Origin of the sequence: Paenibacillus lentus (assembly GCF_042714055.1) — a bacterium.
In the GTDB taxonomy this organism is placed as follows: domain Bacteria; phylum Bacillota; class Bacilli; order Paenibacillales; family Paenibacillaceae; genus Fontibacillus; species Fontibacillus lentus_A.
Map to the genome: position 1 here is coordinate 259,106 of NZ_JBHGVC010000003.1, position 18,283 is coordinate 277,388.

Annotated in this window: 13 protein-coding genes; 12 read left to right on the forward strand and 1 reads right to left on the reverse strand. The window is 50.8% G+C overall.

Annotation, left to right across the window (positions count from 1 at the left end; translation table 11 throughout):
• Positions 1-357 precede the first annotated feature (357 nt).
• The 7 genes from pyrR to pyrE all read left to right on the forward strand — a co-directional run bounded on the left by pyrR (position 358) and on the right by pyrE (position 9,091).
• Positions 358-903, forward strand: coding sequence for a bifunctional pyr operon transcriptional regulator/uracil phosphoribosyltransferase PyrR (pyrR, locus tag ACE3MQ_RS07920; protein WP_379392072.1), 546 nt, complete (start codon positions 358-360; stop codon positions 901-903).
• Position 904: 1 nt separating this feature from the next.
• Positions 905-1,822: an aspartate carbamoyltransferase catalytic subunit gene (locus ACE3MQ_RS07925; protein WP_379392073.1), complete on the forward strand. Its 918-nt coding sequence runs from the start codon at positions 905-907 to the stop codon at positions 1,820-1,822.
• Positions 1,823-1,919: 97 nt separating this feature from the next.
• Positions 1,920-3,203, forward strand: a complete 1,284-nt coding sequence (locus ACE3MQ_RS07930) for a dihydroorotase (protein WP_379392074.1) — start codon at positions 1,920-1,922, stop codon at positions 3,201-3,203.
• A 74-nt stretch (positions 3,204-3,277) separates the two neighbouring features.
• The gene (gene carA / locus ACE3MQ_RS07935) at positions 3,278-4,414 is read left to right on the forward strand and encodes a glutamine-hydrolyzing carbamoyl-phosphate synthase small subunit (RefSeq protein ID WP_379392075.1); all 1,137 of its coding nucleotides are present in this window, start codon (positions 3,278-3,280) and stop codon (positions 4,412-4,414) included.
• A gap of 1 nt (position 4,415) precedes the next feature.
• Positions 4,416-7,628 carry a carbamoyl-phosphate synthase large subunit gene (gene carB / locus ACE3MQ_RS07940; protein WP_379392076.1) on the forward strand — a complete coding sequence of 1,071 codons (3,213 nt, stop codon included), beginning with the start codon at positions 4,416-4,418 and terminating at the stop codon, positions 7,626-7,628.
• 90 nt (positions 7,629-7,718) lie between these two features.
• The gene (gene pyrF / locus ACE3MQ_RS07945) at positions 7,719-8,456 is read left to right on the forward strand and encodes an orotidine-5'-phosphate decarboxylase (RefSeq protein ID WP_379392077.1); all 738 of its coding nucleotides are present in this window, start codon (positions 7,719-7,721) and stop codon (positions 8,454-8,456) included.
• Positions 8,450-9,091 carry an orotate phosphoribosyltransferase gene (gene pyrE, locus ACE3MQ_RS07950; RefSeq protein ID WP_379392078.1) on the forward strand — a complete coding sequence of 214 codons (642 nt, stop codon included), beginning with the start codon at positions 8,450-8,452 and terminating at the stop codon, positions 9,089-9,091. Before pyrF ends, pyrE begins: the two co-directional genes overlap by 7 nt.
• A gap of 63 nt (positions 9,092-9,154) precedes the next feature.
• On the opposite strand, the gene ACE3MQ_RS07955 is transcribed toward pyrE, so the two are convergent.
• Positions 9,155-10,783 (reverse strand): S-layer homology domain-containing protein, encoded by a 1,629-nt coding sequence (locus ACE3MQ_RS07955; protein WP_379392079.1) that lies wholly within the window; start codon positions 10,781-10,783, stop codon positions 9,155-9,157.
• A 206-nt stretch (positions 10,784-10,989) separates the two neighbouring features.
• Between ACE3MQ_RS07955 and ACE3MQ_RS07960 the strand changes: the two genes are divergently transcribed.
• From ACE3MQ_RS07960 to ACE3MQ_RS07980, 5 genes are read left to right on the forward strand one after another with little or no spacing between them, the layout of a single operon-like run.
• Positions 10,990-11,856, forward strand: a complete 867-nt coding sequence (locus tag ACE3MQ_RS07960) for an ABC transporter ATP-binding protein (RefSeq protein ID WP_379392080.1) — start codon at positions 10,990-10,992, stop codon at positions 11,854-11,856.
• Complete coding sequence (locus ACE3MQ_RS07965; RefSeq protein WP_379392081.1) at positions 11,819-12,931, forward strand: efflux RND transporter periplasmic adaptor subunit; 1,113 nt, start codon at positions 11,819-11,821, stop codon at positions 12,929-12,931. The genes ACE3MQ_RS07960 and ACE3MQ_RS07965 overlap by 38 nt, the downstream gene beginning before the upstream one ends.
• On the forward strand, positions 12,931-15,828 hold the full coding sequence (locus ACE3MQ_RS07970) for an ABC transporter permease (RefSeq protein ID WP_379392082.1): 2,898 nt from the start codon (positions 12,931-12,933) through the stop codon (positions 15,826-15,828). Before ACE3MQ_RS07965 ends, ACE3MQ_RS07970 begins: the two co-directional genes overlap by 1 nt.
• Before the next feature lie 7 nt (positions 15,829-15,835).
• Positions 15,836-16,735, forward strand: a complete 900-nt coding sequence (locus ACE3MQ_RS07975) for an ABC transporter ATP-binding protein (protein WP_379392464.1) — start codon at positions 15,836-15,838, stop codon at positions 16,733-16,735.
• Positions 16,732-18,234, forward strand: a complete 1,503-nt coding sequence (locus ACE3MQ_RS07980) for an ABC transporter substrate-binding protein (RefSeq protein ID WP_379392083.1) — start codon at positions 16,732-16,734, stop codon at positions 18,232-18,234. Before ACE3MQ_RS07975 ends, ACE3MQ_RS07980 begins: the two co-directional genes overlap by 4 nt.
• The last annotated feature ends 49 nt before the right edge of the window (positions 18,235-18,283 follow it).

Sequence of the window (18,283 nt, forward strand, 5' to 3'; positions counted from 1 at the left end):
TTATAAATGACATTCTTTGATGATGAGCTTTGTCAGGGGAATTCGATCCTCCCAATCCAAAATTTAGACCCTATTTTTTTCTAGGTTGCCTTCTTGACAAGTTAAGGTGCTTTCTGTCATAATTCTCTTAAATCAATAGCACCTTTAAATCAGTCCCGTGAGGCTGGCAAGGTAACGTGAATGGGTTGTTTGGGGAGACCTGCGCTTTCTGTGCGCTTGTATCTCCCGGAACGTTGAACCCGCATGACAGTCATGGTCATTTGCTGTGGCTAACAACTCCTTGTCTGAATCAGGCAAGGAGTTTTTTGTGCGCTATCACGGAACCAGGTGAATAATCGTCCTTAGGAGGCAAAAATGATGAGCATCGAGACACGTGTCATTATGGATGAGACTGCGATTCGGCGGGCACTTACAAGAATTGCGCACGAAATTTTGGAGCGAAACAAAGGGATTGAAGGATGTGTACTGGCAGGGATCAAAACTCGGGGTGTTTTTCTGGCCAAGCGGCTGGCCGAGCGGCTGGAAGAGATCGAGGGAGCGAGCATCCCTTGGGGCGAGCTGGACGTAACTTTCTACCGCGATGATCGGAACAAGACGGCAGAAGGGACGAACGAAAATTCCTTCCAGCTGCCCGTTCATGGCAAGAAAGTCATTTTGTTCGATGACGTTCTTTACACGGGACGCACGATCCGTGCAGCAATGGACGCGATCATGGATTGCGGGCGCCCGGAGAGCATTCAGCTTGCGGTGCTAGCGGACAGAGGGCATCGGGAGCTTCCGATCCGCCCAGATTATATTGGCAAGAATGTTCCAACCTCCAAGTCCGAAGAGATCGAGGTGCTTCTGCAGGAAATCGACGGCAGCGACGTAGTTCGGATTATGCACCACCGGGGGGAGAACTGATATGGCGATGGCAGCTTCCGCATTGAAAGAACGCAGCTTGCTGGGATTGAAACATTTGAGCAGTTCGGAAATTAACTGGATTCTCGATCGTGCCGCCTACTGGGAAAATCAAAAGGAGAAAGTAACTCCGATTTTGAAAAACCGCTTTATTTCCAACATGTTTTTTGAAAATAGCACACGCACGCGATTTTCCTTCGAAATGGCGGAGAAGCGGTTAGGCGCAGAAGTGCTTAACTTCACCGCTGCCTCGTCAAGCGTAGAGAAAGGCGAATCCATCTATGACACGGTTCGCACGCTGGAATCAATGGGCATTGATGCCGGAGTCATTCGCCTTAAGCCGATTGGCGTCCTAGAAGAGCTTGCCGAGAAAGTATCGATCCCGCTAGTCAATGCCGGCGACGGCAATAACGAGCACCCGACACAAGCGCTGCTTGATCTATACACGATGAAGAAGCACTTCGGGGAGCTGAAGGGATTAAAGGTGTCGATTATCGGCGATATCAAGCACAGCCGGGTAGCCCGCTCGAACTTGTGGGCTCTGCATAAATTAGGGGCGCAAGTGAAGTTCTGCGCACCGGTGAGCATGAGAGCGCCTGAGCTGGAGGGCCATGCTCCTTATGTGTCCATCGACGAGGCGATGTGCAGCGATGTAGTCATGATGCTTCGCGTGCAGCTGGAGCGCCATGCGGGGGAAGGAATCATGAGCTCGGCCGAGGAGTACAGGCTGAACTACGGTATGACGGAAGAGCGGGTACGCAAGCTATCTCCGCACGTTATTATCATGCACCCTGCACCGGTGAACCGGAACGTAGAGATCGACGACAGCGTCGTGGAGCATCACCAATCCCGCATTTTCAAGCAAATGGAGAACGGGGTTCCGATTCGCATGGCGGTCATGGAACGGGCGATGAAGCAGTAGTAAGAGGAAGCATCCAGCCTGGATGCGGCATTTCTGAACATGCCAGTTATTTTGAACGGATGGCCGAATACAGCAATTCAATGAGCGGAGGTAAGTTATGCTACTTAAAATTACAAATGCCAATATATTGGACGGAAACGGCAAGCTGCAACTGAAGGATGTCTATATCCGTGAGGGAGTTATCGATCAGGTAACCGAAGCGGGCAGCGAAGGACAACCGAACGCTGATCAAATCATCGATGCCGAAGGCAAGCTGGTAACACCGGGTTTTATCGATATGCATGTCCACTTGCGCGAGCCGGGATATGAGCATAAAGAGACGATCGAGACGGGGTCGAGATCAGCGGCCAAGGGCGGCTTTACGACGATCGCCTGCATGCCAAATACGCGGCCGGTCATCGATACGCCGGAAACGATCGAGCTGGTAAAGAGCAAAGCCGAGACAGCGGGACTCGTTAACGTTCTGCCTTACGCGGCGATTACGAAGAGCGAGCTTGGACGTGAGCTGACGGACTTCGCGGCGCTGAAGGAGGCGGGCGCCATTGGCTTTACGGACGACGGCGTCGGTGTGCAAAGCGCGCAAATGATGAAGGATGCCATGGCGCTTGCCCAGTCGCTCGATATGCCGATTATCGCTCACTGCGAGGACAACTCGCTCGTCGAGGGAGCTCCGGTCAATGAAGGGGAATTCGCCAAGCGTCACGGCTTGAAAGGCATCCCCAACGAATCCGAGGCGATTCACGTCGGCCGGGACATTCTTTTGGCCGAAGCAACAGGAGTGCACTACCATGTGTGTCACGTGAGCACGGAGCAATCCATTCGCTTGATCCGACAAGCAAAGGAAATCGGCATTCGCGTCACGGCAGAGGTATGCCCGCATCACCTGCTGCTTGCCGAGACGGACATACCTGGAATGGATGCCAATTGGAAAATGAATCCGCCGCTTCGTTCCCAGCGGGATGTAGAGGCCTGCATTAAAGCTCTGGAGGACGGCACGATCGATATGATCGTGACTGACCATGCGCCGCATAGCGAAGAAGAGAAAGCCAAAGGGATGCAGCTTGCGCCGTTCGGTATCGTCGGCTTTGAAACGGCCTTTCCACTGCTCTATACCAAGTTCGTATTGACTGGACGCTGGGATTTGTCCCTGCTCGTTCAGCGTATGACGGCTGATCCAGCCCGGGTATTCGGACTATCCGCCGGCAAACTAGAGCCGGGAACTCCAGCGGATTTGACCATCGTGGATCTCGATAAAGAGCAGGAGGTCAATCCGGACACTTTCGCTTCGAAGGGACGCAACACTCCTTTTGGCGGATGGAAGCTTAAAGGCTGGCCCGTTATGACGATCGTGAACGGTAAAGTCGTTTGGCAGGAGCAGTAATCTAACGAACAGCAAAGATATAAATTGAACTTATCTCATAGATTCAAAAGTCGAGCATAAAGGAGTGCGGGGAAATGCAGGCAAGATTGTTATTGGAGGACGGCACGCTATTTACCGGGAAGTCATTCGGGGCAGAGGGCGAATTGACGGGTGAGGTCGTTTTTAATACAGGAGTTACAGGTTATCAGGAAGTCGTATCCGATCCTTCCTACTACGGACAAATCGTGACGATGACTTATCCGCTCATCGGCAACTACGGCATTTCCAGAGACGATTTCGAATCTCTCGTACCATCTATTCACGGTCTCGTTGTACGCCGCTACGAGCCGATCCCGAGTAACTGGCGCGCTCAATACAGTCTGGGAGACTTGCTTAAAGAGCACGGCATTCCTGGAATTACAGATATCGATACGAGAATGCTGACAAGAAAAATCCGTCAGCACGGCACGATGAAGGGAATTATTACGACTTCTGCAAAGTCGGTAGAAGAGCTGAAAGCATTGATGTCCTCGGTCAGTGTTGCGGAATTGCACAACCAGGTGGCGAGCACTTCTACAACGCATTTATACCATAATCCGGGAACGAAGGAGCGGATCGTGCTCGTTGATTTCGGTGCAAAGAACGGAATCCTGCGCCAGTTGAATGAGCGCGGCTGCGATGTGGTCATCGTACCGCACGACACGACAGCAGAGGAAATTCGCCAGCTTAACCCGGACGGCATTCAGCTGTCAAACGGCCCTGGCGATCCGAAGGACGTCCCGCATGCCGTGAAAATGATCACAGAGCTGCTCGGAGAATATCCGATCTTCGGCATTTGCCTTGGACATCAGCTATTATCCCTGGCCTGCGGGGCAGATACAGAGAAGCTGAAGTTCGGTCATCGCGGAGGCAACCACCCGGTCAAGGAGCTGGCAACGGGAAGATGCTACATTACATCCCAGAACCATGGCTACACGGTTACGGAATCCTCGATTGCCGGGACGGAGCTGGAAATCACGCATATCAATAATAACGATAAGACGATTGAAGGCGTCAGACATAAGAAGCACCCGGCCTTCTCGGTGCAATACCACCCTGAAGCGTCGCCAGGCCCCCAAGACAACAATTATTTGTTCGACCGGTTCCTGGAAATGATTAGAGAACATAAGCAGCAGAATCCGAAAAGATCACGTCAGGCTGAAATGATGGCCGCTGCGAAGGGAGAGCTTTAATATGCCGATCAATAAAGACCTCAAAAAGATTCTCGTTATTGGCTCCGGTCCTATCGTGATCGGTCAAGCGGCTGAATTTGACTATGCCGGAACCCAGGCATGCCAAGCCTTGAAGGAAGAAGGCGTGGAAGTCGTCCTGATCAACAGCAACCCGGCTACAATTATGACGGATACAAACATGGCGGACAAGGTATATATTGAGCCGATTACGCTTGAATTCGTCACCCAAATCATTCGGCAGGAGCGTCCGGACGGACTGCTTCCGACCCTCGGAGGACAGACCGGCCTGAATATGGCTGTTGAACTGGCACGCGCCGGTGTGCTGGAGCGCGAGAACGTGAAGCTGCTCGGAACCCAGTTGACATCGATCGAGAAGGCGGAGGATCGGGATTTGTTCCGCGAGTTGATGCGTGAGCTGGAGCAGCCGGTTCCGGAAAGCACCATCATCACGTCTGTGGAGGAAGCGCTGCGGTTCGCGGAAGAGATCGGCTATCCGGTTATCGTTCGACCCGCATATACGCTGGGCGGTACGGGCGGGGGGATCTGCGCGACGGAGGAAGAGCTTAAGGAAACCGTGGCGTCAGGCATCCGGTACAGCCCGATTGGGCAATGCTTGATCGAGAAATCTATCGCCGGCATGAAGGAAATTGAATACGAGGTTATGCGTGACGCGAACGATAACTGCATCGTCGTATGCAATATGGAGAACTTTGATCCTGTCGGCGTTCATACCGGCGACAGCATTGTCGTAGCTCCGAGCCAAACCCTGTCGGATCGCGAGTATCAAATGCTCCGCTCCGCATCGCTCAAAATCATTCGCGCTTTGAACATCGAGGGCGGGTGTAACGTACAATTCGCCCTTGATCCGCAAAGCTTCCAATATTACGTAATCGAAGTGAATCCGCGGGTCAGCCGTTCCTCGGCGCTGGCCTCCAAAGCGACAGGCTATCCGATTGCAAAAATGGCAGCGAAAATTGCGATGGGCTACACCTTGGATGAAATCGTCAACCCGGTTACGGGGCAAACTTACGCCTGCTTTGAACCGACGCTGGACTATATCGTCAGCAAAATTCCGCGCTGGCCGTTCGATAAATTCATTCATGCGAACCGTAAACTAGGGACGCAAATGAAAGCGACGGGTGAAGTCATGGCGATCGGACGGACGTTCGAGGAATCGATTCACAAAGCCGTTCGCTCGTTGGAAATCGGCACCCATCGTCTATACTTGAAAGGCGCGGATCAGTTAAGCCAAGAGGTGCTGGATCAACGGCTCACTCAGGCGGACGATGAAAGACTGTTCCTCATCGCCGAAGCTTTTCGCCGCGGTTACAAGCTGCAGCACATTCAGGATTTAACGCAAATCGACTGGTGGTTCCTGGATAAAATCGAGCGGCTCGTACAATTCGAGAAGCAGATTGCCTCCGAATCAACCTTGACCTACGAAACGCTTTACGAAGCAAAGCGCCTCGGCTTTACAGACCGGGCCATCGCCGAGCTGCGGACTGCAGGACAGCCGTCGGGATCACATCTTACGGAAGAGAGCGTGACGGGGTTCCGCAAGGAGCATAACTTGCGTCCGGTATACAAAATGGTAGATACCTGCGCAGCAGAGTTCGAAGCAACGACTCCTTACTATTACTCTACTTACGAGATCGAGAATGAGGTTGTGCAGACAAAGAAGGATAAAATCGTCGTTCTGGGCTCCGGCCCGATTCGGATCGGCCAAGGCATTGAGTTCGACTATTCCACAGTGCATGCCGTCTGGGCAATTCAAAAGGCAGGCTATGAAGCAGTCATCATTAATAACAATCCGGAGACGGTATCGACGGACTTCAACACGTCCGATCGACTCTACTTCGAGCCGCTCTTCTTCGAGGATGTCATGAACGTCATTGAAGAGGAAAAGCCGGTGGGCGTCATCGTTCAGTTCGGAGGACAAACGGCGATTAACCTTGCCGCTCCGCTTCAAGCCGCAGGCGTACGCATCATCGGAACATCCTTGGAGAGCATCGATGAGGCCGAGGATCGGAAGAAGTTCGAGGCATTGCTGTCCCGATTGCATATTGCCCAGCCGAAGGGCAGTACAGTAACCTCTGTGGATGAAGCCGTCGGCACGGCTCAATCGCTGGGTTACCCGGTTCTTGTCCGCCCATCCTATGTGCTAGGCGGTCGCGCGATGGAAATTGTCTACTCTGATCAAGAGCTGCTGAAATACATGGAGGAAGCTGTCAACATCAATCCGCAGCATCCGGTGCTCATTGACCGTTATATGCTCGGCAAAGAGGTTGAAGTCGATGCGATCTGCGATGGCGAAACCGTGCTTATTCCAGGAATTATGGAGCATGTGGAAAGAGCAGGGGTTCACTCTGGCGACTCCATCGCGGTATATCCGCCGCAGCACGTATCTCCAGAGTTGAAAAGCAAAATCGCGGACATTACGATCAAAATTGCAAAAGAATTGAAGACGGTTGGACTCGTTAATATCCAGTTCGTCATTTATAATAATGAAGTATATGTTATCGAGGTAAATCCACGATCTTCACGGACAGTTCCGTTCTTGAGCAAGGTGACGAACATTCCGATGGCGAACGTAGCTACACAGTGTATTCTCGGCACGAAGCTGAAGGATCTGGGTTATACGGAAGGCCTGTGGCCTGAGACGGAATATGTGTCCGTTAAAGTTCCAGTCTTCTCCTTCGCGAAATTGCGCCGCGTGGAGCCGACTCTGGGCCCAGAGATGAAATCAACAGGCGAGGTTATGGGGCGTGATCCGCAGTACGCTAAGGCACTATATAAAGGTTTAGTCGGCGCGGGCATGAAAATTCCGACCACAGGAGCGATTATCGCCACTGTAGCAGACAAAGATAAGGAAGAGGCTGTGGAAATCCTCCGCGGATTCTCCAACCTGGGCTACAAGATTTTAGCGACGGGCGGTACGGCAGCTGCGCTTCAAGCAGCGAATATCCATGTTACTACGATCAATAAATTAAGCGAAGGATCCCCGAACATTCTGGATCTGATCCGCAATGGGGAAGCTCACTTCGTCATTAATACACTTACCAAAGGCAAGGAGCCAGAACGTGACGGATTCCGTATTCGCCGGGAAGCGGTCGAAAATGGCGTCGTATGCATGACTTCACTTGATACGGTACGGGCTCTGCTTAACATGCTCGAGACGATCAACTTCTCGTCTCAAGCTATGCCTTCTCTATAAAAGGATAACATCAGCAATGCGGGAATTAACGCGGCTCCGGAAGCTTCAGGCTTCGGAGCCGTAAGTATGACGGGAGGACATATTAAAAATATGAGTACATTTGAACAAGCCGCCGGGCGCCTGATGGTCGCGCTCGATTACCCGACTGCGGAAGAAGCGCGGAAGCTCATCACTGATTTGGAAGGCATTCCTTGCTATGTGAAGCTTGGGATGCAGTTGTATTATGCAGTAGGCCCTGATTTTGTAAGGGAGCTGAAAAAGCGCGGATATCGAGTGTTCATGGATTTGAAAATGCATGATATTCCGAATACCGTGAAGGGTGGAGCTGACAGCGTGACCCGGCTTGGTGTAGACATGTTCAATGTACATGCTGCTGGGGGGCTGAAAATGATGGCTGCCGCGCTGGAAGGAGCCAAGGCCGCCCTGGAAAGCGACCCGTCACTTTTGATGCCGACTATTATTGCCGTAACCCAGCTTACGAGCACCAGCCAGGAAACCTTGAATCGGGAAATTGGCATTCCGGGAACGATGGAGGATGCGGTCGTAGCCTATGCTGCACTGACCAAGGAGGCAGGATTGCACGGTGTTGTCGCCTCCCCGCTGGAGGCTCAGGCGATCAAGAAGCATTGCGGCGATAGCTTTAAAACGGTAACGCCCGGCATTCGCCCGGCAGGAAGCGCTGCGGGAGACCAGTTCCGGACGCTTACTCCGGGGGACGCGATGCGCCAAGGCACGGATTTTATCGTCGTTGGACGACCGATTACCGAGGCGAAACAACCACGACAAGCGGCTGAGCTTATTATTGAGGAGATGATGCAAGCATGGTAAATACAAATCAAATCGCTTTAGAGGTGGCAGGAAAATTGTTGGATATTGAGGCGGTCGCTCTGCGTCCTCATCAGCCGTTTACCTGGACCTCGGGAATCAAATCGCCGATCTATTGCGACAATCGTCTGACGATGTCCTATCCGGAAATTCGCGACCTGATCGCAGAGTCCTTTGCTGCAATCATCCGCAGCTCTTATCCGCAGGCCGAGGTTATTGCAGGAACGGCCACAGCGGGTATTCCTCATGCGGCCTTCGTCTCGCAGAAGCTCGGATTGCCGATGATCTATGTTCGTGATAAGGCGAAGGGGCATGGCAAGGAGAATCTTATCGAAGGCTTAATCAAGCCTGGACAGAAAGTGATCGTTATTGAGGATTTGATCTCGACGGGCGGCAGCTCGATTAAAGCGGCACAGGCCGTCCAGGAAGCCGGGGCTGAGCCGCTGGCCGTGCTCGCCATATTCAATTACGAGCTGGACAAGGGAACGCAAGCATTTCAGGGGGCTGGACTTCCGCTGCAGACGCTGTCCAACTATGCTTCTTTAATCGAGGTTGCAATAGAGAAGGGCATCGTGAAGCCGAATGATTTAGCTTTGCTTAAATCCTGGCGTGAAGATCCGGCATCCTTTGGAGTTTAATCAAGATCAAGCACAAGAGCCATTCCAACGAAATCCTAGGGAGTGGCTCTTTTTAATATTTATTTAATGAAATGAGTACGAGGAGTAACGCTCGGCATTGCTAAGGCTCGTCCAAATATCTGGCGTCTCCCCTCCAATATGCCAATAGGCAAAGCCAGCGATATTGCGGGCCAGGGCCATTTGATATTTAAGGGATAGGGAGCGGGATTCCTCCAGCCATATCCGATGGATTGCTCCGTCAGCATAGGAGGCACTGTATTGAGCCAGTGTGTCATTCCATGCTGGACGAAATTTGTAACGCTGCATCAGCTCGGCTTGCTCCTGCAAGGTTATATCGGCAGAGGTAAGGGCTGCTGTCGATTGGCTTGTCCCGCGCAATGTCCAGTTGCGGTTATAGAAGGGCAGGGCTAGAATAATTTTGCGATCCGGTACATCCTGCCGCAAAGTATCGAGACCGCTGCGCACCCAAGGCAAGGAGGCGACAGAGCCGGCAGATGGACTGCCTGACCAATGTTCATCATATCCCATCAGCACGACATAATCCGCATTAGCTCCAATGGCCCCGTAATCGAAAGCCGCCGTCCAGTCGGTTCCAAGCTCAGGCGACACGTTAACCGCCAGAACTGCTCCAGCCTCGCGCATCTGTTTGCCAAGCAGCTTGATGAAACGGGTAAAATATGGACGATCCTCGGGTTGCACATTCTCAAAATCAACGTTGATCCCCTGCAGGCCGTACTTCTGTACAACAGCAATGAGACTATGGATAAAGCTGTCCGTTTCGGTTGGCGAGGAGAGAAGCTCATGCGTCGTTTCCATGTCAAAACGGTTGCCCAGCATAGCCCATATTGCCTTGTTATGCTGCTTTGCCCAAGTAAGGAGTGAAGTGTCTGTATAGTCCTTTAGCTGCCTGTTTTTTTCAAGAAAAAACCAACGCGGAGACAAAACACTTACATTAGAATTCAGAACGCTTTGCTCATATTGCCGTGCAGTCTGTCCATATTGCCAGCCGAGCTGGATTTTGGGGCTGGGATCCCTATCGATTGCACTCATCCACGGTTTATGGCCTAGGATGCGATACAAGAGAGAAGCTGCCTCCTGGCGGGACAACGGTTGATTGGGTTGAAATAGACCTTCATATCCAACCATGAATTGCAGCTTGGTTACTGCTTTTACATAAGGAAGCGCCCATGAGGCAATTTCGGATTGATCCTGGTACACGGGGAGCTCCGACACAGAATCGGGCTGCTGCTTGAATGCACGGATGATCCAGGTCGCTGCTTCCTGACGGGTTATTGGCCGGCTCGGGCTAAACGTTTCAGAGCCTGTTCCCGAGGCAAGGCCAATTTCCGTAGCCGCTTGTATGTACCCATAGTACCATGAGGATGAAGGAACATCGGTATAAGACGGTATGTTGGCTTGTACGGGAGTGAGGCGGAGCAGGCGAACGAGCGTCGTTAAGAATTCCGCCCGGGTGATCGGCTGCTTCGGGGCAAATACACGGGGCTGGGTTCCCGTCATGATATGATCGTTATACAGTGCCAGTATTTCTTCTTTGGCATAGCTGCTGTCAATGTCCTGAAAAGGGGCATTCTGCTTGATGGCTAATATGGGCGGTTGAAGGTTGCAACTTATATAAATAAAAAGCGTTATAGTAATTAGAAGTAATATTTTCCTGAGCATGCGGCGTTTCATGACATCCTTCCCTTTTTTTTGATATAGTTCGAGCCCACGTCATCTTAACAAACTTACGTCTACAGTTCAGTGAGTAAATAATGGAAATAAAATATCAATATCGTAAAAAATGTTGTAACTTTTTGCCATGAGATTTCGTTTATAATGCTAGACGTGATGGAATTCATAGAGACGTAAAAATAGGAAGCATAGGAGACCGATACACAATGATGCGATGGCTTCGCAAAACTGTAAAATCAGAACAATCCGATGATCAAGATGTGAGCGTTATCTCAAATGAACCTCCGCAAGAGATACAGAATGAACTACTTGACGAGGCGGATCAAGGTCATGAAGAAGTTGCCGCTACAAATGTGTCGACAACAGAGGCGAGGGGCTTTGTGAAATCCGTTGATTCTTCGGAGACCATTTTGTCTGTAAAAGAGGTTCACCGGATGTTTCCGGTAGGCGGGACTGAACTTCATGTGCTTAAAGGCATTAACATGGAGGTACGGGCCGGCCAGCTTGTGATGCTCAAGGGCCGTTCAGGCTCCGGGAAAACGACGCTGCTCAATATGCTGGGAGGACTCGATCAGCCCACGAAGGGAGAAATCATGTTTCGCGGGCAACCTTTGCATCAGCTTAGCGATGACAAACGTACGATTCTCCGCCGTGACCAGATCGGGTTCATCTTCCAGGCCTATGCCCTGCTTCCGCTCCTGTCCGCTTGGGAGAACGTAGAGCTGTCCTTGCGGATGGCCGGCGTGCCTTCCCATGAATGGAAGCCGCGGGTGACCCAGTGCTTGGAACTGGTTGGACTCGGCAAAAGAATGTTTCACCGCCCGTTCGAAATGTCCGGGGGAGAGCAGCAGCGTGTAGCGATCGCGAAAGCGATTGCCCACCGGCCTAAGCTGCTGCTTGCCGATGAGCCCACTGCGAATCTGGATTCCCAGATGGGCGCTCAGGTTATGGCCGTATTCAAAAATATCATACATACGGAACAAGTGACGATTTGTATGACTACTCACGATCCTACAATCTTGGAGGTAGCAGACCATGTTTATGAAATGGTGGATGGAAAATTTATCAAATAAAAAAGCGTGGATTCGGACGTTAAGTCTGGTGTCCTTATGTATTGTTCTTATCGGCGCATCCGGCTGCGGATTGCTGCCAAATGAAGAGGAAGAAGAAGATCTGCCGATCATTACTCCCCCAACGATTTCGAAGAAGCCGGAACACGAGGTGCGGAAGGAAGCGGTTGAGCTGGATGTGAAGGCTACGGGTAAAATACTTAGCCAGCGGGAGGAGCCGCTGTATTTTTCCAATGATAAGGGTGCTACCCATATTAAGAACGTCCGGGTAAAGGCAGGAGACAAAGTTGCTGCCGGAGATATCCTGATCGAGCTTGACGTTGAAGATTTGCAAAAGCAGCTTCGCAAGAAGCGCCTTGATTTCCGCAAGCAGGAAATAGCGATGAAAGAGACGCTGCGCACCAAGGATGAGAAAGAGGAATTTGAATTCGAGGAAGCCTCTATTGTTTTTGAGGAAGCACGTCAGGAGCTGGTGGATCTCGAGCAGCAAATTGCGGACGGGGCTTTGAAGGCGCCGTTTGCGGGCACCATCGTGTCTTTAAAGGCGGAGAAGGGCGGTACAATCAAGGCGTATGAGTCTTTAGGCGTGATTTCCGATACTTCGGCGCTTGTGGTGGGCGCAACCTTCAGCAAGGAAGATTTGGAGAAGCTCGCTGTAGGGATGAAAGCTGAAGTAGACATCAATACGGTTGGCAAGTTTAACGGCAAGGTGAAAGTGATGCCTTCCGCTACCGACAGCAGCAGTGGAGGTAATAACGGCAACAATGGCGGCGGCTCAAACGGAAATCCGCCAGAGAAGGATTCCATTGATAAATACCTTATCGTTGATTTAGAGAAATGGCCCGAGGAGCTGGAACGAGGAACGATGCTGACCGTGAGGATCGTTACTCAGCGTATTGAGGATGCGGTGTTGATTCCGAGGTCGGCTCTGCGTGAAGTCGGATCGCGTACCTATGTACAGGTTATCGAACCGGATGGATCGAAGCGTGAAGCCGATGTGGAAGTGGGGATTCAGACCTCTACCGATGTGCAGATTATTAAAGGACTAGAGCCGGGGCAGAAAGTAGTGGGTAAATAATGGGTGTTCCTTTAATACGCTTGCTGTTCCGCAAAATGTGGAACACGAAATGGCTGACGCTCAGTACATTATTAGGACTTGTCGTCGCTGTCTCATTCACGGTGAGTATTCCGATGTATTCGGACGGCGCGTTAAAACGGGTTGTCTCGAACTCATTGAAGGAAGAAAGTAAAGGCTTGCCCGCAGGTTCGTTATTGATGAGCTATCAGGCGGCGGGCGGTGCGAAGACGGATTTTGCCGGACTGGAAAGCGTCCACTCGTATATTGTGGATGAAGTGCCCAAAGAAATCGGCTTTCCGCATCAGGCCTTCGTCAATACGCGCTCAATCCGTGCCTCTGAGGTATATCCGCAGGATCCGACCAAGGTGGACGCCAGTCGTAAGAGAGCGATGTCAATCGTCTCGATGAGCGGCTTGACGGATCATATTTCCATGACGAATGGAACCAAATTCTCGGACAACGTCGAGGATGGACACATTGAGGCGATCATGCTGGAGGAAGCGATGTTCCGTCAAGATTTGCATGTAGGCGCGGTGATGGAATATCCCGTTATCGGCAAATCCGACCTGACTCTAAAAGTGAAGATCGTAGGTACTTTCCAAGCTCAGCAAGAGAGTGATCCTTATTGGTATCAGGGCTTTGAAGGCATGATGAATCAATTTTATGTCAGTGAGAAGGCTTTTAATGAAGGATTGATGCAAAAATTATCCGTACCGCTGCACAATTCAGGGTGGTATTATGCATTCGATCTTCGCGAGATAAAGACGGGGCAGCTGTCGCCGCTTCAGAGTACGCTGGATCGCTTGAATGTGGAGCTATATCAGAAGCTAAAGGATACGAAGGTGGATATCTCCTTCGGAAGCCTGCTTAATGATTTCCGTAAACAAAGCTTGCAGATGCAGACGCTGCTTTTCACTTTAGCCGCGCCGATGATTGCTATGGTGTTCTATTATATTGTAATGAATGCGCGCCAATCGCTGGACAAACAGCAAAGTGATATTGCGGTGCTGCGAAGCCGCGGGGCTTCTACCAAGCAAATTGTATTCATATATCTGCTTGAGGGGCTGCTGCTCGGGGCGGCGGCGATGATTATCGGGCCGCTGCTTGGATGGTTCATGTCCAAGAGCATTGGGGCTGCAGATGGTTTCCTTGCCTTCGTAAACCGGAAGTCGATCCCCGTGGGATTCAATATGGATGCGATTGCTCTAGGCGGGGCAGCCGTCGTGATTGCGATATTGGCAACGCTGATCCCGGCCATCGCGTACGCGAGGTCTTCGATTGTCAATGCCAAGCAAAAGCAGGCTCGTTCTGACCGGAAGCCGGGCTGGCAGCGGTATTTTCTGGATATCGCCCTGCTGGGTATTGCAGGTTATGGCTATTACTTGTTCCTGGATCGACAAATGATCACGTTCCAGACAGGGATGACCACGGATGAGCTGCAGGTTCAGCCATTTCTGTTCTTTGTGCCAGCCATCGCTATTTTCTCGATGGGACTATTTTTCTTGCGTGTGTTCCCTTGGATACTCAAGCTGATCGGCTGGATTGGGAAGAAGTGGCTGCCTGTTCCCTATTATTTGAGTTTGACTCAGCTTTCCCGTTCTTCAACATCCTATTATCCGCTGATGATTCTGCTTGTTCTGACGCTGGGGCTCGGAGTTTACAACGCCTCGGCCGCCCGAACGATTGATGTGAATTCGACGGAGCGGACGCTTTATAAATATGGGGCGGACGTGATTATGCAGGCCGTGTGGACGGGAACTCCCGAGAAAACGACAAAGCCCCCGACGCAAGGACAGGGCGGCGGCCAAGGCGGCGGACAGCAGGGAGGGAATCCCGGTGCCGGCGGGCCTGGCGGCGGAGGTGGCGGTCAAGGCGGCAATACGCCTCCAGCAAAGATCATATACAATGAAGAGCCGCCATTTCAAGCCTTTCGAGAGCTTGATGGAGTAAAGCATGCGGCTCGAGTGCTGCAAACGAAAGGGAATATTATTGTATCGGGTCGTTCTGCAGGCCAGGGCACCTTGATGGGAATCGACAATATCGATTTTGCAAAGGTAGCTTGGTTCCGCAATGATCTGTTTCCGGCGCATCCCAATCAGTATTTAAATTTGTTGGGGATGAACGAAGGCGCTGCAATCATTCCGTCTAATTTTGCGGAGAAGCATAAATTGAAGCAGGGAGATATTTTCTCTGTATCTCTAACGGATGGATCCATTGATTTGGCTGTATATGGGATTGTTCCCTATTGGCCGAGCCAGTATCCCGATGAGAAGCCTTTTATTATAGCGAATTTGGACTACATCAACGATCAGCTTCCGCTCATTCCTTATCAGGTATGGCTGAAGATGGAGGATGGAGCTAAGGTAGCTCCTTTGATCGAGAAATTGAAGGAGAAGGAAATCGATCTTTATTCCGTAGAGGATGTGCGCAGCGTCTTAACTGTTCAGAGCAAGCATCCTACCCGCGGCGGAGTGTTCGGTATTCTTAGTCTTGGCTTCCTGGTCTCCGTCATCGTCTCTTTGATTGGCTATGTGCTGTATTGGTTCTTTAATCTGTCAGGCCGGGTTGTGCAGTTCGGTATACTGCGGGCTATGGGGTTGTCGCGTAAACAACTGACATTCATGCTGTTGGCCGAGCAAATACTGACTGCCGGTTTGTCTATCGTTCTTGGTATTGCTATTGGAAAAGTAGTCGGCAAGCTGTACTTGCCGTTCCTGCAAACTGCTGATAATGTAACGACTCAGGTGCCTCCGTTCCGGATTATATTCGACTCCAAGGATACGTTCCAGCTCTACATCGTTGTGTTTGTAATGCTAGCCTTGGGTGCTGGTCTGCTATTCTGGCAAATTCGAAGACTGCGCGTGCATCAAGCGGTCAAGATGGGGGAGGAGCGGTAAGATGACGATGATACATTGCGAAGGACTCGTTAAAATTTTTAAAACCGAGGATATCGAGGTCGTTGCTCTTCAAGGGTTGAACTTGACCGTTGAGGAAGGGGAAATGATGGCGATTATCGGGAACAGCGGCAGCGGAAAATCTACCCTGCTGAACATTCTGGGCGGTCTTGATCGGCCTTCGGCCGGTCAAGTGTCCGTCGGAGGCTGGGATTTGCTAAAGATCCAGGATGATCAATTGGTGGAGTACAAGCGCAATACGGTCGGGTTCGTATGGCAAAATAATGCCCGCAACCTGCTCCCGTATTTGACGGCGCTGGAAAACGTAGAAATGCCGATGCTTCTATCGGGCAAGCTGGATCGTGACTATGCGAAGCAGCTGCTGGAATGGGTCGGCCTGAAAGACCGGATGCACAACAAGCTGCATCAGCTGTCTGGAGGTGAGCAGCAGCGGGTGGCCATCGCTATCTCGCTATCGAATCGCCCGAAGATGCTGCTGGCAGATGAACCGACGGGCTCGGTCGATACGGCGACATCGGATCAGATTATGCGGATTTTCCGGGAAGTGAACAGGGAGCTTGGCATTACAATCGTCATCGTTACTCATGATCTGGAATTGGCCGGAAAGGTAGACCGAGTCGTCGCTATTCGGGATGGCTTGACGAGTACGGAGTTTCTGAAGCGGAATCCGAATTTGGATCAGGCTGATGGCGAGTCCGGATTTGGCGAGCAAGGCGGCGGTCTTCAGGAGGTTCATGAAGCATTCGTCGTAGTTGACCGTGTAGGTCGCCTGCAGGTTCCTAAAGAGTATTTAGAGGCTGTTGGAATCGGGGGCCGAGCAAGCATGGAGTTTGATGGGGATAAAATTGTGATTACAGCACCAAAACCATTAGAGGGGGATAAAAAATGAGCAGCAGGTATGGTGGGAAAATCCGAAAAATATTAACCTTTACTTTGGCTGCAAGCTTGACCGTGGGCTTGCTCGCTGGCTGTAATAGCGCCGATAAGGGGAAGGACAGCAAGGAAGAAAAGGTGCTGCGGATTGGGATGCTGCACGGATCGAATGATGATTCCTGGTTCCGGCAGCAATATACCGATATTTATGAGTTTAATAACAACGTCCGTATAGAAATCGTGCCAGCGGTTGATTCATCCGAATATCGCTACAGAGACTACAGCCAAGAACAATATGTCCAGCCGGATTATTTCGAAGGCATGAAGAAATTGATGACCAGCAATAATCCGGTAGATATTGTCATTGCGGATACTGGCACTCTGAAAAGGTTAGCTGATGAGAACCTGCTAAAGCCGCTTGATCCGATGATTCAAGAGGATAAATTCGATACCTCTGATTTTGTACCAGCGGTTATTGATACGCTCAAGGATATTAGCGGTGACAATAAGCTGTATGGCTTGTCTCCGACATTTAGTTCCTCTGCGCTGTATTTTAATAAGAAGATATTCTTGGATGCCGGAATTGAGCCGCCGACGGATGGCATGACTTGGGATGAAGTGTTCGATAAAGCTCGTCAGGTGACCAAAGGGGAAGGCAAGGATCGCGTATATGGCTTTTCCTTCAACCGATATTTAGGCAGTGAGCCTTATTGGGATATGCAAAACCACTATATATCAACGCTTCAGCTGAGAATGTTCGACGAGAAAGCAGAAGTGATGACGGTTAACACGCCACAATGGCAAAGAATATGGGAGACGATCAGCAAACTGGCCAAAGATAAAATAATTCCAAGTTCGTCGAATATGAATATGGATGAATATTATTCGGAAGAGAACTACAGCCCCATCAGTGGCGATATGTTCTTATCGGGCAAACTTGCTATGATGATCAGTGAGAGCTACTACATCAATGAAATTGTCGAGGCAAATAATAATGCGGATAAGATCAAAAATTTCAGCCCGGTAGATTGGGATGTCGTTACAATGCCTGTCCATCCTGAGAAACCAGGCATCGGGGGCAATATCTGGATCGGGAATACGTTCTCGATCAACAGCACGGCACCGAATGCCGAGACTGCTTGGGATTTTATTAAGTTTGTGAACGGTGAAGATTTCGCCAAGCTGAGATCACGCAGCAACTCATACGAAATGGTGTCCCGTAAATCTTTTATCACGCCTAAGGCTGGTGAAACCTACAATGTTGAAGCTTTTTATCAGTTGAAGCCTACTCCACCGTTAAGCATTACTGAAGAGAAAATGATGGTGGAAATGCCTGGCCTGTACGGTATAACAAACTCTGGGGGACCGCACTTCCGGGAAGTTCTTGAGAACAAGAAGACACCGGAGGAAGCACTCAAGGAATGGGAAGAGAAGGGCAATAAAATGCTGCTGGAACTAAAGAAAAACCCGAAGACACAGTTTAATGATGATGGCACGCCATACGAAATGCACTAAAATGAAAAATCTTGCCGGATTTTAGCCGGCGGGATTTTTTTTTGGGCGA